Source organism: Nocardia sp. NPDC046763, assembly GCF_040645495.1.
Classification (GTDB): domain Bacteria; phylum Actinomycetota; class Actinomycetes; order Mycobacteriales; family Mycobacteriaceae; genus Nocardia.
Genome location: NZ_JBEYYI010000004.1, coordinates 260,103 through 281,162, shown reverse-complemented (window position 1 = coordinate 281,162; position 21,060 = coordinate 260,103). Strand labels below are relative to the sequence as shown.

General features: G+C 68.2%; 12 protein-coding genes. 7 read left to right on the top strand and 5 right to left on the bottom strand.

Going from position 1 to position 21,060, the window contains the following annotated elements:
• The first annotated feature begins 170 nt into the window (after positions 1 to 170).
• Positions 171 to 800 carry a hypothetical protein gene (locus tag ABZ909_RS08620; RefSeq protein ID WP_356997087.1) on the top strand — a complete coding sequence of 210 codons (630 nt, stop codon included), beginning with the start codon at positions 171 to 173 and terminating at the stop codon, positions 798 to 800.
• On the opposite strand, the gene ABZ909_RS08615 is transcribed toward ABZ909_RS08620, so the two are convergent.
• Entirely contained in the window at positions 717 to 3,344 is a 2,628-nt protein-coding gene (locus ABZ909_RS08615; RefSeq protein ID WP_356997086.1) for a hypothetical protein, read from the bottom strand. The two genes, ABZ909_RS08620 and ABZ909_RS08615, sit on opposite strands and share 84 nt — an antisense overlap.
• 79 nt (positions 3,345 to 3,423) lie before the next feature.
• Positions 3,424 to 6,168, bottom strand: a complete 2,745-nt coding sequence (locus ABZ909_RS08610) for an ATP-binding cassette domain-containing protein (RefSeq protein ID WP_356997085.1) — start codon at positions 6,166 to 6,168, stop codon at positions 3,424 to 3,426.
• Positions 6,169 to 6,316: 148 nt separating this feature from the next.
• On the opposite strand from ABZ909_RS08610, the gene ABZ909_RS08605 reads away from it, so the two are divergent.
• Entirely contained in the window at positions 6,317 to 7,753 is a 1,437-nt protein-coding gene (locus ABZ909_RS08605) for a metallopeptidase (RefSeq protein WP_356997314.1), read from the top strand.
• 164 nt (positions 7,754 to 7,917) lie between these two features.
• On the opposite strand, the gene ABZ909_RS08600 is transcribed toward ABZ909_RS08605, so the two are convergent.
• Positions 7,918 to 9,255 carry an FHA domain-containing protein gene (locus ABZ909_RS08600; RefSeq protein WP_356997084.1) on the bottom strand — a complete coding sequence of 446 codons (1,338 nt, stop codon included), beginning with the start codon at positions 9,253 to 9,255 and terminating at the stop codon, positions 7,918 to 7,920.
• A 276-nt stretch (positions 9,256 to 9,531) separates the two neighbouring features.
• On the opposite strand from ABZ909_RS08600, the gene ABZ909_RS08595 reads away from it, so the two are divergent.
• The 5 genes from ABZ909_RS08595 to ABZ909_RS08575 all read left to right on the top strand — a co-directional run bounded on the left by ABZ909_RS08595 (position 9,532) and on the right by ABZ909_RS08575 (position 14,406).
• A complete protein-coding gene (locus ABZ909_RS08595; RefSeq protein WP_356997083.1) occupies positions 9,532 to 11,112 on the top strand; it encodes a serine/threonine-protein kinase in 1,581 nt (526 codons plus the stop codon).
• A gap of 35 nt (positions 11,113 to 11,147) precedes the next feature.
• A complete protein-coding gene (locus tag ABZ909_RS08590; RefSeq protein WP_356997082.1) occupies positions 11,148 to 12,383 on the top strand; it encodes a hypothetical protein in 1,236 nt (411 codons plus the stop codon).
• Positions 12,384 to 12,419: 36 nt separating this feature from the next.
• Positions 12,420 to 13,622, top strand: coding sequence for a hypothetical protein (locus ABZ909_RS08585; RefSeq protein WP_356997081.1), 1,203 nt, complete (start codon positions 12,420 to 12,422; stop codon positions 13,620 to 13,622).
• Positions 13,623 to 13,725: 103 nt separating this feature from the next.
• Positions 13,726 to 14,055 (top strand): WXG100 family type VII secretion target, encoded by a 330-nt coding sequence (locus ABZ909_RS08580; RefSeq protein ID WP_356997080.1) that lies wholly within the window; start codon positions 13,726 to 13,728, stop codon positions 14,053 to 14,055.
• Positions 14,056 to 14,103: 48 nt separating this feature from the next.
• Entirely contained in the window at positions 14,104 to 14,406 is a 303-nt protein-coding gene (locus tag ABZ909_RS08575) for a WXG100 family type VII secretion target (protein ID WP_356997079.1), read from the top strand.
• Positions 14,407 to 14,498: 92 nt separating this feature from the next.
• On the opposite strand, the gene ABZ909_RS08570 is transcribed toward ABZ909_RS08575, so the two are convergent.
• Entirely contained in the window at positions 14,499 to 16,790 is a 2,292-nt protein-coding gene (locus tag ABZ909_RS08570) for a serine/threonine-protein kinase (protein WP_356997078.1), read from the bottom strand.
• 195 nt (positions 16,791 to 16,985) lie between these two features.
• Positions 16,986 to 21,041: a type VII secretion protein EccCa gene (gene eccCa, locus ABZ909_RS08565; RefSeq protein WP_356997077.1), complete on the bottom strand. Its 4,056-nt coding sequence runs from the start codon at positions 21,039 to 21,041 to the stop codon at positions 16,986 to 16,988.
• Positions 21,042 to 21,060 lie beyond the last annotated feature (19 nt).

Below are 21,060 nucleotides of genomic sequence, written 5' to 3'. Positions count from 1 at the left end.
ACCAGCGGGGGTGGCCGTCTCCCGAATCGGTCCCGGAGGGCAGGGAACACCCAACGAAGAGTGATCCATCTCACAGCATAAGCGGAATGACTTCCTCCGTTACGGGCATTGTAAGGAGGACGGGAACCATCGCGACGGTTGGTGCAGCCGTCCTGCCAATGGAGGCCGCCATGGCGATCAGCATCCAGCCGACCCATTCGCACGCAGCGGCGATGCCCCACCCGCATGCGGCCGCCATGCGCCGGATCCTGCTGACCGTGGTGACCGGCAGCCTGGTCTTCCTGATCCCCTGGATCGCGTACCTCTCGGTCAGCCTGCCCTCCGAACGGCAGGTCAGCCAGTGGGACATCGCGTGGGTGGGCTTCGATTTCGCGCTGGTCGGCGCGATCGGCATGACCGCCTGGCACGCCTGGCGGCGCCGGCAGGTCTTCATTCCATGGGCGATGATCACCGGGACGCTGCTGATCTGCGATGCCTGGTTCGACATCGTGCTCGACTGGAACAGCCCGGATCTGTGGTTCGCCGTGCTCTCCGCCGGTATCGGCGAACTGCCGCTGGCCGCGCTGCTGTTCTACGCGGCCCGGCGGCTGCTGCGACTCACCATCGAACGCGCCTGGGCGCTGACCGGTCACACCGGACCCGCGCCCCGGGTCTCCCGGGTCGAGCTGCTGACCGCCACCAGCTGGCTGCGGCTCGACGATCTCGCGGCGGACGGATCAGATGTGCAGGGGCGGTCCCGGATCGGCGCCGCGCGCGGGGCCGGGAATGGTGTAGCGCAGCGTGTCGATGCCGAAGCGTAGGCACTCCTGATCCCTGGGATCACCGACGGTGGCGATGCCCGCGTGCGGGAGGCCGGACACGAACGGGGTCAGGGCACAGGATTCGTTGACCGGGCGCACGGTCCCGCCGGCGACCCGAATCACGGTGTCGGAGGGCGTGGTTGACGCGGCCGGGTCGGACCGCTGGTCGGAGTGCGCGCCCAGGAGCGACAGCGCCGCCGCGCCGACGATGATCGGAGCGCCGAAGGGCTTGCGCATCTTGTTCCACAGTTTGCCCTTGCGCTGTTTGCGCTCGTCCTCGGAGCCGGATTCCGAATCCGACTGCCCAGCCGCATCTTCCGGCATTTGCGGATTCGCCCCATGCGCCCCCGTCGACATCGGTCCACCGTACATCCCGCCGGACTGACCAGGAGCGTTTCCACCGGATCCAGCAAAACTTCCGCGACCCGAACCGGACGTATCTCCCTCCGGCCCATAGGGACCGACCGGGTAGCCGCCCGTGTTGTACCCACCCTGTTGCCCATAGCCGCCCGAGCCGTATCCGCCCTGACCGTACTGCCCGGCGGCACCCTGCTGCGGGGCGTACTGGCCACTCGCATTCGGCTGCGCACCGCCCGGCCCGTAGCCGCCCTGGGCAGCCGCCTCGGAACCCGGGGCATTCGCCGAACCGTAGCCCGCACCGGCCGGGTAGCCGGAGGCCCCTGCGCCCGAACCGGATTGACCGGAACCGTAGGAACCACCGGGTCCGTACTGGCCGGCGGGCTGCCCACCGGACTGGCCGTAGCCCGGTTGCCCGGCCGCCTGGCCGTAGCCGCCGGCCGGGCCGTAACCACCGGAACCGTACGATCCGGCGGGCGCACCACCCGAACCCTGTTGCGCGCCTGCACCCGAGCCGGGCCCGGCATCGGCGGCGGGCGTGCCCGGCTGACCGAATCCCTGCTGACCAGCCCCGACGCCACCCTGGCCCATGACCGTGGTCAGCTGATCATCGGCCGGCGACCCGGGCGGCCGCATGAACCGGCCGCCCACGCCCTCCAGCCCGGGCGGCAGCGTGCCGCGGCCACCGGCCACCGGCTGCGGCCCGGTGCTCGGGTTCTCGGTGCCACGCGGAACCCCTTGGCCCGCATCGCCACTCGGCGACTGCCCGGCCGCCGGAACCTCGTGCCGCCCGTGACCGCCCGCCGCCTGCGCGGTGCCGGCCGCCGCCTGCGCGGTCAGCCGCGCGGCCTCCTCGGCCGTCATCCGCTGGGTCAGGCCGCCGGGTCCGGTCGCGGGGCCTGCGCCACCGCTCTGAGATGCGGCCTCCTGCGCGGTGATTCGCCGGGTGAGTCCTTCCGCGGCGGGATCGGCCACGGCCTGTGGGCCAGTCCCGGCTGCCCGCTTCGCCTTGGCGCCGGCGATGATGGCCGCGGCCTCCTCGGCAGTGAGGCGAACGGTCGCGCCCGCCGGGTCGTCACCCGAGCGATCGGGCGCGGCGGCGGGATCGACGGTGGGCTGCGGGCCGGTGCCGCGCGCGGAATCCGTTCGATTCGGGGCGGATTCGGGTGCGGGCGGTGAATCCATGTGCCGGGGAATCAATTCCGGCTGGTGGGCCAGCGGCTCGGGCTGACGCTGCAGTGGCTGCCCGGCGGCCGGGCCGCCGGTGACATGACGCGGACCCTGTTCGATCGGGCGCGCATCGGCGCCCGCCGGCTGCGGCACAGCGGCAGCGGGCCGGTCGTAGGCCGGGTCGCCCTCGCTGTCGGCGACCAGCAGATGGGTCGCGCCCAGGACCAGGGCGTGCATCGGGTGATCGGCGACCTGGAAACGGTGGCCCAGATGGTTCTGGAAGGCCAGGCGCAGTGCGTCGTTGAAACACACATTGCCGGTGAGCAGCACCGTCGAGGTGTCGGCATTGATGGCGCGGGCCGCGGCCATCACCTCGATGACCACATTGTCGGCGGCGTGGGCCTCGTGCAGGGCCTCGGCGGTGATGGCGACGCTGACCGACTCGGTGGGCTGATCGTCATTGCCGTGTACTGCGACGACCAGGCATTCGCGGCCGTCGGAGTAGACGCCGACCGCGCCGACCGCCGGACCGCGACCGGGCGCGCGCACCAGGCCCAGGGCGCGTACATAGCCGGAGAGCGCGACCGATTCGGGCAACGGCTCGGCGGGCACGCCGAGTTGCTCGACCAGGCGCACGAATTCGTCGACCTTGGGGTCGGGCCATTCATCGGGGAAGGGCAGCGCGAGCACATCCGGCGCACCGCCCAGGTGCTCGACGATGGCCGCGAGCGGATTGTGCATGCGGGCCCGGAAGACCAGCTCGGCCGGCCAGGTCGCCCCGGCCACCACGATCTGCGGGTGCCCGATGATGTCGCGCACATCGGAGATGGCGATGCCGACGTCGGGACGCCGGTCCACGCCGGCGGTGTGCAGCCGGCCGGACGAATCCGCCAGCAGGTATGCGGGCGGTGTGTATGTGCTTTCGACCTGGACCGGGCGAATGGGCGAACCGCCGCCACCGGCGGCCACCGACACCACGTCCCAGCCGAGATGCACTGCCCCAACTCGAGCCGTCACAGTCATCAGTCTGCCTGCTCGCCCCGACGCATGCGCGACCGAATCCACACTTCGCACCCCGGACCGTGCGAATGGCCGATCACGCTGCCGACTTCTTCAAGCGCAGGCGCGACCAGGTGAACAGGGCGAGCAGCACGGCGATTACGGCGAGCACGGAGACATCCAGTGCCCACGCGCCGACGGTGTGCTTCCAGAAGTGGTCCTGCTGCGCCGCCGCCGAGGCCGACAGGTTGGGCAGATCGACCGTGGACGCCCCCGCGGAATAGCCCCAGCGCGAGGGGAACAGCCAGGAAAGCTGGTCCAGCACAACGCGGCCCGTCACCGGGATCATGCCGCCCGCCATCACCAGCTGCGCCATGATGATCACCACCAGCAGCGGCATCACCTGCTCGTTGGACTTGGCCAGCGCGGACAGCGCCAGCCCCAGCACCACACAGGTCACCGCGGTCAGGGCGACATCGAGGTAGAGCTCCGCGGGGCCGTAGGGAATCACCGCGCCCTTGCTCGGCGGCTTCTTCACAGCCAGCACGATGCCGATCATCACGGCCGACTGCAGCAGTGCCGCAAGGCTGAAGACGACGACCTTCGACATCAGGTATGCGCCGGAACGCAATCCGACCGCGCGCTCCCGGTAGTAGATGGCCCGCTCGCCGACCAGGTCACGCACCGTGAGCGTGGCGCCCATGAAGCAGGCGCCCAGGATGAGCACCACCAGCAGCTGCTGGGCCTCGCCATTGTTGGCGCGCACGAAACTGCCGTCGGGCGCCTGCACGAAGCCGACGGACTCGAATCCGCTCTTGCCCTGCACAACCAGGGACAGGCCGCCCAGTACGAACGGCAGGATCGCGAGGAACGCCAGATAGCCGCGGTCGGCGAAGATGAGCCGCAGCTGCCGCCGCGACAGCGTCGAGAACTGTTTGAGCGGACTCGATTTCGGCGCCTTCGCCCGTTCCACGGGTTTGACCGGCGCGGGCGGCTCCGCGAAGGCTTGGCGGGAGCGGAAATTCGCGAAGGCCCCGTCCGGATCGGCGGCGACGCGGCCGAAGATCTCGGCCCAGTCGCTGGTGCCCATGACGTGCCCGACGCTGCCCGGGTGCCCGCAGAAGGCGGTCTTGCCGCCGGGCGCGAGCAACAGCACCTGATCGCACATGTCCAGGCAGGCCACCGAGTGCGTGACCACGATGACGGTGCGCCCGGCATCGGCCAGTTCCCGCAGCATGGTCATGACCTGCCGGTCCAGCGCCGGGTCCAGGCCCGAGGTGGGCTCGTCCAGGATGAGCAGCGAGGGACCGGTGAGCAGCTCCATGGCCACCGAGGCGCGTTTGCGCTGACCGCCGGACAGCCGGTCCACGCGGGTGTCGGCGTGCTGGGTGAGCGAAAGTTCCTTCAGCACATCGGCGATCACCTGCTGGCGATCGGCCTTGCTGGTGTCCGGGGGCAGGCGCAGCTGGGCGGCGAAGTTGAGCGCCTGCTTGACCGTCAGCTGCCGGTGCAGCACGTCGTCCTGCGGCACCATGCCGATCCGGGAGCGCAGAGCTTCGTACTCGGCGTGCAGGTTGCGGCCCTCGAAGGTGACCACGCCCGCGGACGGATGCGTCGTTCCCGCAATGAGTTTCGACAGGGTCGACTTGCCCGCGCCGGAGGGGCCGATCATCGCGGTCAGCGAGCCGCGCCCGGCCTGCATGTTCACGTCGATGAGCAGCTGCTTGTTGCCCTCGACTGTGAACGAGACGCCGTGCACGTGCAGGCCCTGCTCGGTGACCGGCCGCTGGCGATGGACCAGCGTGCCCTCCTGCACGACGAAGTCGACGTTACCGATGGTGACGATGTCGCGTTCCCGCAGCAGCGCCCGCTGTTCGCGGCGGCCGTTGACGAAGGTGCCGTTGGCCGAGCCCAGGTCCTCGATCGCCAGGCCCTGCCGGTCCGGCACCAGGCGGGCGTGCCGGCGCGAGGCCATCGGGTCGTTGACCACGATCTGGTTGTCGCTGGTGCGGCCGATGTTGAGGCCGTCGCGCGGAATCCGGTCGGCGCGCGCGATGGCCGCGGTGGAGGCGCGGGCGCGGATCGGCGGCAGCGCGGAGGTGTCCGCCTTGGTGGTCATGTTGATGTTGTCACCGGCGGCCGGGGGCGGCGTATTCACCGGCGGGCGCGGCACGTTCGGCGTCGCCGAGGTGACGGGAGGCGGAGTCTGCCGCTGCTGCAGGGGATTCGGCTGCTGGTGCGGTGCCGGGTGCGGCAGCTGATGCTGCGGCCCGGACGCCGGCCGGTTCACCGGCGGCCGCTGCGCGAGATTCGGGTTGGGCTGGGCCGGGTTGGGCTGGGCCGGGTTGGGCCAGGGCTGTTGCGGATTGGGCCGCTGCTGTACCGGCGGGCGCTGCGCGTAGAGCGGCACCGGCGGCTGCTGAGCCTGCTGCGGCTGACCCGCCTGCGGCATCGGCCGCGACGGTGGCCGATTCGGCGGCGGCATCATGCCCGGGCGCTGCTGCGGCTGCGGCGTGCCACCGCCCCGGCTGGTCTGCGGCAGCAGGTGCAGCAGCGGCCCGGTGATGGCATCGCCGAGCCGCACCTGGGTGGGCCGGTTGATGACCAATGGCGTGGTCAGGCGGCGGGCGTCCACGAAGACGCCATTGGTGCTGCCGTTGTCGCTGAGCATCCACGACCCGGCCTCGTAGCTGAGGGTCGCGTGCAGCCGGGACACGAGCGGGCTGTCGACGAACAGCGTCACCTCCGGCGCCCTGCCCATGGTGATCTGCTGGGTCGCGTCGAAGACCCGCTCGGTTCCCTCATGACGCACAGTGATCTGCTGCGCCCCCGGTGAAGACATGGCTGGATAATAAGCGAAGCCCCCGGAGTCCGGCGTTGCGCTTATCGGCCGCCCGCCCGATAACGGGACGAAGATCGAATCGGCCTGTGAGGGAGTGCACGTGGCGAGACGCCAGGGGGAGGCGGTGCGCACGCGCCGGTCCGGGGGGATGCGCCGCATGGTCGTGGTGGCGGGGGTGCTGATGCTCGCGGTCGCACTTGTGTCCGGATGTACACGAACTGTTCACGGTCGCGCGGTTTCCATCTACGACGACCCGTTCAAGGTGGCCGGTCTGCCCACCACCAGCGGCCCCAGCGGTCCGCGCGCGGGCGCCCCGGATTCGACGCTGACCGCGCAGGATTCCGACGGCGGCCAGATCGACCGGCTGGTTCTCAACGCGCTCGACGATATCCAGACCTATTGGCAGGGCGAGTTCCCGCTCGAGTTCGCCGGCGTCTTCACCCCGGTCGGCAAGTTCATCTCGTGGAGCGCCAAGACGCCGCGCTCGCAGGCCGGGCAGTTCTGCGGGGAGTCCAGCTACCGGCTCGTCAATGCCGCCTACTGCCGCCTGGACGGATCCGTCGGCTGGGATCGCGGAGTGCTGCTGCCCGCGGTGGCCGACGAGTTCGGAAAGATGTCGGTGGTGATGGTGCTGGCCCACGAGTACGGGCACGCCATCCAGGAGATGGCCAAGCTCGTCGGCCGCCGCACCCCGACCATCGTCAAGGAGCAGCAGGCGGACTGCTTCGCGGGGGCGTTCATCCGGAATGTGGCCGAGGGGAAGGCCAAGCACTTCACCATCAACACCTCCGACGGATTGAACGCGGTGCTGGCCGCCACGGTGGCCTTCCGCGACGAGAATCCGGACGATCCGCAAAGCGTGCACGGTTCGGCGTTCCAGCGGGTGACGGCGGTGCAGATCGGCTTCACCGAAGGGCCCAAGGGCTGCAAGGCGATCGATCAGAACGAGATCGACCGTCGCAGTGTCAATCTGCCGCAGGGCAACGGCGATGCCACACAGGCCGAACCCGAGGTGAACCAGGCCGATCTGGAGGACCTGGCCAAGGCGATGGCCTCGATCCTGCCCATCCCGGACGAACCGAAATACAACTATCAGACCGCGAAACTGAACTGCCGCAACGCCGCCGACACCGCACCGGTCACCTATTGTCCGGCCACCAATCTGATCGGCACCGACGTGCCCGCGCTGCACGACCGCGGTGTCTCCAACGCCGACGATCAGGATGGCCTGCCCGCCAATGTGACCGGCAGTTACACCGCCTATATCGTCTTCATCTCCCGGTACGCCCTGGCCGTGCAGCACGCGGCTGGGCAGGCGCTCACCGGCGCCAAGACCGGCCTGCGGGCGGCCTGCCTGTCGGGTGTGATCACCGCGAAACTGGCCGACCCGAGCCGAAACAAGTCGCAGGGAACTATCACACTCACCTCGGGCGATATCGACGAGGCGGTCTCCGGTCTGCTCTCCGACGGCCTGGCCGCCAGCGACACCGATGGCAAGACGGTGCCCAGCGGCTTCTCCCGGGTCGACGCCTTCCGCGCCGGTGTCCTCGGCACCCAGGACACCTGCTACTCCCGCTACACATAGCGCCTCGCAGTCCCGCCTCTCCGCGCCTGCCGCTCCGCCTCTTCGCGCGGCGGACGGCCGGGTGCCGTGAAGTCGTGCACCCGTGCCGGCGGTTGGGAGCCGAACCGATTCTGGGCGTGCCCGGTGAGTTACCCGGACGGTGCGAAATCAGTTGTCACGCCGGGTTACCCGAAGGGCGGAGGCGCTACCGGCTCGAGCCGCAGCACCCGGTTGCCGAGCATGACTTCGGTGCCGGCGGTCAGGGTGAAAGGCTGGTTCGGTTGTAGCCGAATCCAATCCCGGTAGCCCTGCGGGCGGACCCGGGTGCCGTTGGTGGAGCCGTGGTCGACGATCGTGATGTCCCAGTTCACCAGGCGGATCTCGGCGTGGACGCGGGACATGCCGCCGGAATTGTCGTCGATTCGCAAGGGCAGCAGGCCCGCTCGCACCGGATCGGAGTGCTCGGGGTCGCGGCCGACCACGGCGTCGACGGCCACCATGTAGGTCATGCCGTCATCGAGCACCAGCATGCCCAGCGGCGGCCGGATCACCTCGGCGGGCTGCTGGGTCTGATCCACGGGCATGCCGCACACGGTGCAGAAGGCCGCCCGCGGATCGCTGGGATGGGCACGCGCGCATTTGAATCCGAGCACCTTCACGGTGAGCGCGGTGGCCTTGGCGGTGGCCTCCAGGCGACGCTGCAGATCCGGGTCGGGTTTGGGCGCGGGGTTGGTGCCGTTCGCCTCCCGGGCGCCGCCCATCTCGGTCGGCGCATGGTGCAGGTCGATGCCCTCGGTGTCCGGATCCACCGGGGCGGGTTCCGGATCCAGGCTCTCCGGAATGCGATTGGAGGTGCGGGTCGGAATCAGGTCGGGGTCCAGGGGAATCGCTTCCGGCTCCCGCTCCCGCTCCGCGTCGAACGCCGCGGTCGGCGGCGGCGGTTCCACGACCCGCTGCCGCGCCCCGGCCGGGCGCCCGGGCCGTCGCGACGCCACCGGCTCGCCCTCGAACCACACCACCGCGCCCGCCGCCGGTGCGAGTCCCTCGATGAGCGAACCGATTCCGCGCCCGGGTAGCTCCGGCGGCCGGTTCCCATCGATGAACAGGGCGGCGGCCCGCGCGGGCGGCTCGGCCACCCGGTCCACGGTGAAGGCGGCGTCGCTGCCGCGGTAGTACTCGACCACGGACCCGGCCAGCAGCGCCGTCACCGATCCGTGCAGGAAGATCGCCAGGCCACCGGTGTCGGCGGCGGTCAGGATGCCGAATTCGATGGGCGCACCGGGCGAGATGCGCTCGGCGTCCTTCATCAGCCAGCGGGTGGCGTGCCGCGCGACCAGTCGGCCCGGCCCGTCCGGGGCCTGATCCGTCGCGTCCGCGACCAGCTCGCCCAGCGCCCGCGCCACCACCACGGCCCGCGATCCCGGCGTGAGCGCCCCCGGCTCCCGATGCGCCACCAGGATGACCGCACCCGCCACCCGGCTCACCACATGGCCGCCCGCGACCACCTCGACCTGCCGATCCATCAAGGGAACCGGCTCCCGGGGAGCATGCGGCAGGCGTTGTTCGACACAGCACCAGGTTACGTCCCGGCCCTGGACCACATAGCCGCCCCATCCTTCAGCCCATTCGACTGACGAGTCTTCGTATGCCAAAGTGACCACTGATCTCGTACCGATTGGGGTAACTCCCGGGGTACGTCCAAAATTCGTTCGGCACCCGGCCGTCGGCACGGGTGCAGTACGGCTCTCAGCCGCCCGCCGCGCGGAGAGGCGGAGCGGCAGTCGCGGAGAGGCGGCACAGTGCTGAGTCCCGGCACCATCGTCGGCGGGTATCGGATCGTCCGCGTGCTCGGATCCGGCGGTATGGGCACGGTCTACCTGGCCAAGCATCCCGAACTGCCGCGCATGGACGCGCTCAAGGTGCTCTCCTCCGATCTGACCGCCAACGAGGAGTTCCGCGGCCGCTTCGAACGCGAGGCGAATGTGGTTGCGGGCATGGACCACCCGAATATCGTCACGGTCCACAATCGCGGCGAGGAGAACGGCCAGCTGTGGATCGCCATGCAGTATGTCGAGGGCATCGACGCCTCGGCCGAGCTCAAGCGTGATCCGGCCGCGGTGCCGCCGCTGCGCGCGCTGTCCATCGTCACCCAGATCGGCCGCGGCCTGGACTACGCGCACCGCCGCGGCCTGCTGCACCGGGATGTGAAGCCCGCCAACTTCCTGCTCTCCAGCGTCGACGGCGAGGACGAGCGCGCCCTGCTCGCCGACTTCGGCGTCGCCAAGTCCACCGAGGACACCACCGAGCTCACCCAGACCGGCAGCTTCGTGGCCACCATCGCCTACGCGCCGCCGGAACAGCTGTCCGGCCGGCCGCTGGACCACCGCGCCGACATCTACAGCCTCGGCTGCTCCTTCTTCAAGCTGCTGACCGGCCGGAACCCTTATCCCGCAACGCAACCGGCGCTGGTCATGATGGGCCACCTGCATGAGCCGCCGCCGCGCGCCACCGACGTCAACCCGCACCTGCCCGCGACGCTGGACGAGGTCTTCGCGCGTGCCATGGCGAAGAACCCGGCCGAGCGCTTCAACTCCTGCCGCGAGTTCACCGAGGCCGCCACGGCCGCACTGGTGCCCGGCTACAACCCGGTCTCCACCACCACCTCGCCGACCTATCCGATCCAGGTCGCGCCGCAGAGCATGCTGCTACCTGGCGGCGAAACCACGGGCGGTGTACCACTTTCCGCGTCCGAGCCGACCGCGACGGGGCAGGCCCCGCGCAACCGCAACCGGCTCTACATCGGGATCGGCGCGGCGGTGGTGGCGGTCGCGCTGGCCGTGGGCATCGGGATCGTTGCCACAGGCGGCGGCGAGACCAACTCCGCCGCAACGACCTCCAGCGCCGGCCCCGCCGCAACCACCGCGGTGGATCCCAATCTGAGCCCGGTGGACAAGGCGCGCAAGGACAATCCCGCCTTCGCGGGCAAGACCGTCACCATGGTCGACGTGACCGGTGCGCAGTTCAACACCAAATACAGCATCTATCTGGCAGGCACCCCGCAGGCGAAGTTCCTGGAGAGCCTCGGCTTCGTCTATAACAACGAGTACCAGCCCAAGGGCGGTGAATCCTCTCCCCGCCCCTCCGAGGGCTACGGATCGCTGACCGTGTCCGACGATTCCTACATCATCGCGGTGCGCAGCGACGAAAAGGCCGGTGGCGGTGGGCTGCTCGGCCTGCCGAACGAGATCACCAGCTCGCGCGCCGTCGTCGTTCCGCTCGACGATCCGGCCGCAGTGGCCGCGCTGCGCGGCTGGACCCCGGATTCGTCGCAGACCCTGGTCGACAAGCTGGTTCCGGTGCTGCACAACAGGATCAAGTAGGGTAGCGACCGATCGTTCGTTTGTCGGGGGGAACCATGCGCAAGCTCGCACGCGCCGTCGTGTCCGTAGCTGTCGCCGCGACGATGGCGAGCACCGCCGCCTGCGGCTCCGACACCGCGCCCGGCCCGGTCGAGCCCGCCGAGGCCACAATCGACCTGTCCAAGCTGGACACCGGCAATCTGCCCACCCAGCCCAAGCACTACGACAAGGCGGCCGATCCCGACCTGGCGCGCGCCGTACAGGCCGAACGGCTGGCCAACTACATTCCCCTGCCGTCCGAGGTGAATCCTCAGGTCAGGTACCCGGCAGCCGCGGTGAACGGCGCCATCCGCCCGTTCATAGATTTCGGTTCGGGTGCGATGAAACTGCGCACCAACGCCAAAGCCGATGCTCTGAAGGCCGCGGCCCCGGGTTTCATATCGGGCTTCGTCACCACCGGCGACTCCGACAAACAGGGTGCGCTGGCCTACGAGTACTCGAACGTCGTGCTGATGTTCACCGATGACGCCGCGGCGAGCGCCGCCGCCAAGGCCCTCGGCCAGACCGACTTCGACGCCGTCCCGGGCAGTCAGCGCCTGCGGATCGACAAGTATCCGGACGCGTTCGTCTACCTCGATACCCAATACAACTTCAATGCCACCGTCCGATCCTGGTATGCCACAGGTAGATTCGTCCTCTTCACCTACATCTGGGACGACGTGATGGCCGAGACCGGCGTGAGCGATCCGGCCAAGCTCACCGCCCGGGCGCAGCTCGGCCTCGATGCCATCCCGCCCGCCCTCGCCAAGGTCCCGGTCATCCCCCAGGACCAGCTGACCGAACAGCCCGTCGATATGGACGGAGTCCTCGGGCGCACGCTGCCGACCGTGTACGACGATCAATCCGAGCGCGGCATTCCCGGCGTCTACGACCAGCACGGCGGACTGCAACTGTTCCCCGGCGACGACAACGCGGCACTGTTCGACAAGGCGGGTGTCGACCGGGTGGCGTTCAACGGCGGCACCGTCTTCCGCGCCCGTGACGCCGTAGGCGCCGACGCGATCGTCGCCGCGCGCAGCGAGACCTCACGCACGTTCCGGCCCGCCGAGTCTCCGGCGAACCTGCCGAATGCCCAGTGCCGCAAGTACACCGGTCCCGAGAAGTTCGCGATCTCCTACTACTGCTACGTCAGGCACGGTCGCTTCGCCGCCGAGGTCTCGACGAATCAGCTCCTCGATGCCCAGCAGCGCATCTCGGCGCAGTACGCCCTGCTGGTCAACGCGGATCACTGAGGGAGAACGGAAACCATGCTCTCGCACAAACTTCGAGTGACTGCCCTGCTCGCGCTGACGGCCGCCGCCGTGGCGGGGTGTGGCACGACCGTGCAAGGCAGCGCCCGCCCCGGGGAAATCGACGTCCGCACACTGGATGTCGGCAAGTACTCCACCGATCCGCTGGAATTGCGCTACGAGTACTCCCCCGACATGGCCAAGGGTTTCGAACTGGCCGAGCAGCGACTGGCGGACCACGTCGTCAACGCGGCAGACGTGGATCCGGAATTCAAGTACAGCACCGGCGTTCAGCCCTTCAAGGATTCGGACGAGGCCACTGCCGTATTGGCCAAGGTCACCGCGCCGATCCTCGACGCCGGCAAGATGATGTTCGGTGTCGCGGTGGGGCACAGCGTGAAGCAGCCGGACAAGTACGGCAAGACGCCCGACGACAGCGCGTTCACCACGGTGACGGTGATGCAATTCCCCGATGCCGCGGCGGCATCGAAGGCCGCCACGGACTTGGAGAATGCCGATTTCGGGGTGGCGGCCGATGCGAATCAGCACGTGTCACTATCGAAATACCCTGACGCCCACAGCCATTGGCGCCCGGGCGTGGCCAGCATCGGATCGGCCCTGGCGCACGGCAGCTATGTTGTGGACACCTATCTCGGGGTGAAGGATCCGGACCTGCCGAAGTTGACAGCCCTCGCCGAAAAAGTCTACGACGCGCAACTGCCGCTGCTGGATTCACTGCCGCCCCTGGACCGCGAGGGCGTCCTGCGGCTGCCCTTCGACGCGGACGGAATGCTGCGGCGGACCCTCTCCACACAGGTCTATTTCGCGCCCGACTTCACCAACCAGGCGGTCGCCGAACCGCGGGGATTCCTGAATCGGGTGCGTGACCAGGATTTCTGGGGGCGGCTGATCGCCGACAGCGGCATGGATCGATTCGCCACCTCCGGTGCGTCGTACGACGGCGTCAGCATGCTCTTCCGCGCGCGGGACGCCCAGGCCGCCGAGCGTTTGTCCGCCGCCATTCTCGGGCACGGCTATTCAGGCGTCGCGGATGCGCCCGCCGGGGTGCCGAACGCGAAATGCGGTGAGACCAGCGACCAGAACCGGAACAGTGGCGCCAAGCGCTTTCGGTGCATGGTCAGCTACCGCCGCTACACGGGTGCGGTCGAGTCGAATCAGCTCGCCGACGCCCATCAGCGGGCGGCCGCGCAGTACGCCTTACTGGCGAACAGCACCTGGTAGTCGGTTTGGTGGCGAACAGCCGAGCGAGGGCGGAACCGGCGGGTCGTGACCTACGTCCAATAGCACTGAGAGGTCGTTCGCCCGCAAATCGAGAGGAGACACCGTGGCCGGTGCATTCGAAGCCAGCAATGAGCTCATTCAGGCCAAGGCCCAGGAGTTCCAGCAGACCCACGACATGCTGATGCACGCCATCACCGATCTGAAGCGCGACGAGGACAGCATGGTCGCCGGTTCGAACTGGAGGGGCGGCGCGGCTGACGCCTTCAATGCGTTCATGCAGCGGTACTACTTCCAGGCCGACAAGCTCAACGACAAGCTGATGCACACCGCCGAGACCCTGATCAAGGTCGGCTCCAACTACGAAGAGCACGACAAGAATTACGAATCCAAGGTCGACGCGCAGATCGCTGGCCTGGACCTCCCGGCCGTCTAGCCGATTCGGCCTCCCCCTCTATTCCTAATAGTGGCAAAGGAATTCACCATGGCAGCAGTAGACGGCCAGATCATCTCCGCCCACTTCGAAGGCGTCGCCGACGGCGCGAATTCGATCATCCGCCGCGCGGAGGTCATCCGCGACGAACTCGAGGCCTTCCACCGCAGTGTGGAGGAGTTCGTGCAGAACAGCTGGAAGGGTGACGCCAACGACGCGTTCGCCGACCTCCAGCGCACGTGGAACCAACACGTCCTCCAGCTCAACACCACCCTCAGCGGCGCAGCCACCCTCGTCCGCACCGGCAACGCCGAACTCCAGGCCAAGGACACCGCCTTGGCCGGCCTGTTCTGACCCGCCTTCTGGTTTCCGGGTTGTGGGCAGGGCAGTCGGCCCGCGCAGCGGGCTGACTGCCGGGTTCCACCGCGCGCCATCCGAACGCATTGTCACGCCGGGGTAAGGGCTTGTCTCCCAGGACCTTCGGCCGATTGGTTGTCATGGCGATCGGAACTATCGAACCAAAGACGTTCTACCACTCGGGTGAGTGCAGACAAGTCGCCCTCCAACCTACGGAAGAGCAGGTACGAACCCAATGAGCCGAGCACCGCACCCACACTCAACCACCGAATCGGACCGATAACAGCCACCGCATCGGTCGAATCGACAAAGGTCAACCCGAAGAACACGCTCAGGAGGGGGATCGAAAGCGCGATCGCGAGGTAGACCGGGCAACGGCGGGAGAGGGCGCGGAGTTGGTGCACGTCGGCGGCCGTGATGTCGCTGCGCAGCAACAGCGGCGGATAAACACATCTGACCAGGTAGAAGGTCAAGAACAGGAAGGTGTAGCTGACGGCCACCAGACCGCCGAGGATGTTCGCGAAAACGAGATGCGCGATCAATGATGGCCGCAGTGTTGAAAGCCCGGCGACGGCGACGGTCGCGACAACGGCTCCGAGTGCCCAACCGCCCAGAGTCATGAGGGCGACTCGGTCGCCGAGCCGAAGCAGGTCCACTCTGGCGCGAACGATGGTCGCAGAGTCGTACTGTCTACCCCGTCGCAGCCCGTGCGGAACTCGGATCGCGTACCGACATGTGAAGAGATACAAGCCAGTTGCGGGCGGCATGACTACCAGGATGATCATCCAGACAACGTTTCGCAGGTAGTCCCACTGCGTCGATGACAGGTACTTGTTGAGAATCGGCGAGTTGTGGAAGAAGTCGTACAGCATGCCCATCGCGTCGCCGGCTACGAACAACACGACGGGCGCGATCAGGACCCAAGGGGCGAGCCTCGAGCGCCACGTACCCGACGGCGGATCGACCAGGTCGCGGGCGCGTGGATCGAGGCAGAGCTCGAGCTGTCGCGCGAGCCCGGCTCCGGAGGGATAGCGATCGCTCGGTTGTGGTGCAAGGCACCTCAGCAGCGTGTGGCGCAGTACGGCCGGGCAATCCGAGGGGATGCCCGCCAGGACCTCGCCGGTGATGGCATGTTTGCGAACCGCGATCATCTGCTCCAGAGATGTCGCCGAGAGCCCGGCGTCGGGTGGGTCACTGATCGGTCGATGCCCAGTCAGCAGTTCGAACAACACGACCGCAAGCGAATACAGATCGCTGCGGGTGTCGATGTCGGCAGGAGTCGTCGACATGTCGGGATGACATGCCTGCAGCTGCTCAGGGGACATGTAATCCAACGAGCCGCCGAAGTAGGCGAGGGGGCTGGCTCCCGCAATGTGCCGGCTGAAGCTGATGTTGAAGTCCGCAAGCTTGGGGATGCCCTCGGCGGTCAACAGTATGTTCGCCGGCTTCAGGTCGCGATGGAGAATGCCGCGGCGGTGTGCGTAGTCGATCGCGCTTGCCAGTCGAACCCCGAGCCATGCAACAGTGTCCGGCCAACTCAGTTCTGCTATCTCACGCCGGACCGCCGATTCCGCCGGCTCGACGATGCCCCGACGCGATAGCGTGCCGTCGATTGCCTCCAGCAACAGTCGACCGCTCCGCTGCTCGGGCTTCGTGGCCTGTATGTGGCGCAGCACATCGAGAAGTGTGCCTCCCGGCAGGAACTGCATGTACATGAGTTTCAGGGCACCGTCGTGGAGGATTCGTTGATCGAATACGCGGACGATGTAGTCGTGGTCGAGCTGGGCCAGGGTTTCCGGCTCCTTGCCGTGATTGCGTGAGATTTTCACGGCCACGAACCGCTGCAAAGACCGCTGCCTCGCGAGGAAAACGCGGGCAAACGCGCCGCTGCCCAATCGCATCAGCAAGTCGAAATCGTCGATTCGGCCACCCGATTCGAATTCCCCGAGCGCGTCGAGTATGCCTGGCTGCACGATCAGAGTGCTGCGGTACTCGGGTTCCGCGAGATTCTGCGTCAGTCGGGTCGCCTGCAAAGAGGTGTTTGCGCTGTACTCCTCTGGATCCGGCGCGTCACCGCCTTTGAGGCGAGCGTGAATCTCCTCGTAAACAAGATCGGGTGGCAACGGAGCCGTATTCAGCTCGGGATACTCGGCTTGATAGTCGGCCAACCGTTTCGGAAATCTGTAGTGGACCCAACGGTAGTCGAGGTCGACTTTGATGAGTTCGATCAACAGAATTCGACGATACCCGCCGCTCTCCGCGAGGAATGCATGTGGATCCGGCGGCGAACCCCGCTCCTTCCAAGCGGAAGCGAATCGGTCGATGACCCCCGCAATCGACAGTGCGGCGTTTTCCGGACTGTCGCAGCCGACGTCTATCACGTTGTGCGGACCATAGCGATGGAACCACCTCGTGTTCAACGAGTAACCAATTCAAGTTATCAAACGACGACGCCCGTGGTCGAGGGCGAGGCGTGTAGGTGGGCGGCGATCAGGCCGGGATGCCGATGTCGGTGCGGAAGGCGGGGTGCCCGGTGAGGGTTTCGCAGTGCCGGTGGTGTCTCGGGCAGCTCGCCGTCACAAATCGTCCGTAGGCGGCCAGGCGGTTTGGATCAGGTCCTCGCTTGCGCGGGTGACGTAGGTGCCGCGACCCGGGGGCATGAGGGCGGGGCGGGTATTGCCGAAGAGGGTGCCCTCGTCGCGGCTGCAGCTCATGATCAGGGAGGCGGAATTGAGTTCCTTGAGGCGGTTGAGGGTGGCCTCGTACATGGCCCGGCCGGCGCCACCGGAGCGGCGGGCCAGGATGAGGTGGAAGCCGAGGTCTCGGGCGTGGGCCAGGTGGTCGACGAGGGCGTGCAGCGGGTTGCCGCCGGCAGTGGCGACCAGGTCGTAGTCGTCGACGACGACATAGAGTTCCGGGCCGCGCCACCAGGACCGGTCCTCGAGTTGCTGCGGGGTCACCTCGGGGCCGGGCATGCGTTGGGTGACGTAGGCGGCCAGATCGGCCATGTTCTGGGTGAACTGCGGGGCGGTGGTGCCGTAGCCGGCGAGATAGCCCTGCGGCACGGTGCCGAGCATGGTCCGGCGGTAGTCGCCCAGGATGATGCGCGCCTGATCGGTGGTATTGGACGCGCAGATGGAATGCACCAGCGCGCGCAGCAGTGTGGTCTTGCCGCACTCGGAATCGCCGATGACGACGAAGTGCTGGCTCGCCGCCAGATCCAGATACACCGGGGCCAGACCGGATTCATTGATGCCGAGCGGAAAGCGCAGGCACGGCTGGGTGCCATCCACCTCGGCGGGCCAGTCCCCCGCCAGCCGCAGCAGCTCCGCACGCAACAGCCGATCGGGCAGCATGCGCACCGCCGGTGCGGGACGCCCCGGGGTGAACTGGGCAATGACCGAAACAGCCTGCGCCACACCGGTTCCCAGCGTCGACGGGTCGGAGTCGCCGTCCACCCGCGGCAGTGCGGTCAGCATGTGCAACCCGTCGGCGGTCATGCCGCGGCCCGGGCGGCCCATGGGCACCAGCGCCGCGAACTTGCGCCCCAGATCCGAGTCCATGGGGTCGCCGAGCCGCAGTTCGACGCGGGTGCCGATCTGGTCCTTGAGCGCGGGCCGTGCCTCGGCCCAGCGGTTCAGCGACATGACCACGTGCACGCCGTACGAAAGTCCCTGCACCGCAAGGTTCATGACGGTCTGATCCAGCGGTTCGAACTCCTGCCGGAACGCACCGTACCCGTCTATCACCAGGAACACGTCGCCGAACGGATCCTCGTGCACGCCCGCGGCGGTGAGACCGGTTCCCGGGCCGGCGGCGCGATCACCGACCCCCGGGTCGGCGCGCAGCCGCCGGAACTCGGTCATGGACTCCACGCCGAGCCGCCGGAAGGTGGCCTCGCGGCGGCGCACGATGCCCACCATCTCGGCCACGGTGCGCCGCACCGTGTCCTCCTCCATGCGGCTGGCGACCGCACCCACGTGCGGCAGCCCCTCCAGGCCGACCATGGTGCCGCCGCCGAAGTCCAGGAGATAGAACTGCACCTGTTCGGCGGTGTGCGTCAAGGACATCGCCATGACGAGCGCTCGCAGCGCGGTCGATTTCCCCGACTGCGGGCCGCCGACGACCGCCGCATTGCCGCGCGATCCGGACAGGTCCACCACCATGGGGTCGCGGCGCTGATCGTAGGGCCGGTCGACAATGCCGATCGGGGCACGCAGGGCCGCAACGGGATTCCAGTCCCCGGTGAGGATCGAGCGCGGCAGCAGCCTATCGAGCGTGGATGCCGCACCGAGCGGCGGCAGCCAGATCTCGTGGGCCGGCCGACCGTGCCCGCGCACCCGCGACACCAGCATCTGCAGGTTGGAGATCTGATCCGCGTCGGCGGGGGCCGTCACCAATTCCGGCGGGCCGGGCAGCGGAATCCGGTCGGCGGCACGGAACTCCACGTGGCCGGCGATGAACGGGCGTGCGCTCACATCGATGTCGCCGGACCGGGTGGCCACCGCGGCATCGCGCTGCGAGCCGCCGCCGACATAGGGACCGGAGACGTAGGCGGACTGGAACCGCTGGATCTCCCCCGAATCGGATTTCAGGTAGCCGCCACCGGGATTGCTGGGCAGGGTATAGGCATCCGGCACGCCCAGCACCTGCCGGGATTCATTGGCGGAGAATGTCTTCAGGCCGATGCGGTAGGAGAGGTGACTTTCCAGCCCTTTGAGCCGCCCCTCCTCGAGCCGCTGTGAGGCCAGCAGCAGATGCACATGCAGCGAACGGCCCAGTCGGCCGATCATGGTGAACAGTTCCGCGAAATCCGGATGCTGCGAGAGCAATTCGGAGAACTCGTCGAGCACCACGAACAGCGCGGGCAGGGGATCCAGATCCGCGCCCGCCGCCCGCGCCTTCTCGTACTCGGAGACATTGGCGAAATTGCCTGCCGCGCGGAGCAGTTCCTGGCGGCGGTTCATCTCGCCGGCCAGCGCGTCGCGCATGCGGTCGACCAGATCGGCCTCCTCCTCCAGATTGGTGATGATGGCCGCGACATGCGCCACCCCCTCCAGCCCGAGGAAGGTCGCGCCGCCCTTGAAGTCCACCAGCACGAAGTTCAGCTGATCCGGCGAGTGCGTAGCGATGAGCGAAAGAACCAGCGTCCGAAGGAATTCCGACTTACCCGAGCCGGTTGCGCCGATGCACAGCCCGTGCGGCCCCACGCCGCCCTCGGCCGCCTCCTTGATGTCGAGCACCACCGGCAGCCCGTCGGCCCCGACGCCGAAGGGCACCCGCAGCCGCTCCCGGCCATAGCGCGGCTTCCACGCCGTCTCGGGGGTGAAGGTACCGATATCGCCCAGGCCCAGCAGCTGTGACCAGCTCGAGATGACCTCGCCCTCCTCGCCGGTGGCCGCGGCGGTGCGCGCGACGGCGGCCCGATACGGCGCGAGCCGCCGCGCGGCCTGCTCGGCCTCCCGGGCGGTGATGCGGTCGACGACGGCGAAGCGCTCCATCGCTCCGGAGGCTCCGCGCCCGGCGCACTCGCCGTTCTCGACCACCATCTGAATGCCCCGGGAGGCAGCCAGCCGCGGCGCGTACCCGCACAGGTCGATAACCGTCACGCCCTCGAAACCGTTCTCCCGCAGGGGATCTTGCTCGGCCTCGAGTAGTCCGCCGTCCACCACCAGCACGAGCTGGATCAGGTTCGGATCGGGCGGCTGATTGCGAGAGTATCGAATCCGGTTGTTCAGCAGGGAATTCAGATCGGTGTGCGCCTCGCGGACGGAGCCGTACACCATACGCCCGCTGCCGACGCCGTCCTGAGAGTCGGGGTGCTGGGCGTGGGGCAGCCACTTGGTCCACTCCCATTCGCGGACGGCGTCCGGTCCACAGACCACGGCGATCAGCACCTGGTCGGGGCCCTGAAACATGGCCAGCTGCAACAGCATGGCGCGGGACATGTCGCGAGCCTGGACGCGGTCGCCGGTGAGCTGGACGGCGGCGAAGCCCTTGACGGCGAGGGCGGTGGGCAGATCGGGCACGGTGGAGTGGGTGCGCACGAAGCGCCGCAGCGAGACCGCGGCAATGGGTTCGAGCTCCTCGACGGGTCCAGTTTCCGGGGCGACCAGTCTCGTAGCAAGTCTTTGGCTACCAAGGCCGATGCGGGCGTGACAGAAGTCCCGGTCCCCCGGTCGGCGCTCCCACATCCGCGTGGTCCCCGCGAGCATCCAGATCAGCCCGGGCTCCGGATGACTCCATTCCACGGCCGCCCGCTGCTGCCCGGCCGTCTCCTCCACATCCCGGCGAACCTGGTCCAGATAGCGCAGATAGTCCTTGCGATCCTCATCGGCCTCGACCGCCCGCTGCCCCTTGCCGCCCTGCCCCGCATACATCCCGACCATGGAGAACACCATCATCATCGGGAACATCAGGCTCATCGGATTGGCGGCGAGACCACTCCCGGAGGTGATCATCAGCGCGACCATCCCGAGCATGCCCACGGCCGTCACCACCGGCATGAGCTTGGTGAAGAGAGTGGCCGGAACCGTCCGCGGAATCTCCGGCGGCGGCTGCAGGCTCACCTCACCGCCGGGTGAGCGGGGCATCTCCCGGCGCGGCCGGCGCTGGAACCGTATGGTGCTCATCGCGGAAAATCCCCCACGG

Excerpts from the sequence above, each read along its gene's own strand:
- eccCa (WP_356997077.1), bottom strand. The coding sequence starts at position 21,041 with ATGAGCACCATACGGTTCCAGCGCCGGCCGCGCCGGGAGATGCCCCGC.
- ABZ909_RS08605 (WP_356997314.1), top strand. The coding sequence starts at position 6,317 with ATGCGCCGCATGGTCGTGGTGGCGGGGGTGCTGATGCTCGCGGTCGCA.
- ABZ909_RS08610 (WP_356997085.1), bottom strand. The coding sequence starts at position 6,168 with ATGTCTTCACCGGGGGCGCAGCAGATCACTGTGCGTCATGAGGGAACC.
- ABZ909_RS08575 (WP_356997079.1), top strand. The coding sequence starts at position 14,104 with ATGGCAGCAGTAGACGGCCAGATCATCTCCGCCCACTTCGAAGGCGTC.
- ABZ909_RS08590 (WP_356997082.1), top strand. The coding sequence starts at position 11,148 with ATGCGCAAGCTCGCACGCGCCGTCGTGTCCGTAGCTGTCGCCGCGACG.
- ABZ909_RS08600 (WP_356997084.1), bottom strand. The coding sequence starts at position 9,255 with ATGGATCGGCAGGTCGAGGTGGTCGCGGGCGGCCATGTGGTGAGCCGG.
- ABZ909_RS08620 (WP_356997087.1), top strand. The coding sequence starts at position 171 with ATGGCGATCAGCATCCAGCCGACCCATTCGCACGCAGCGGCGATGCCC.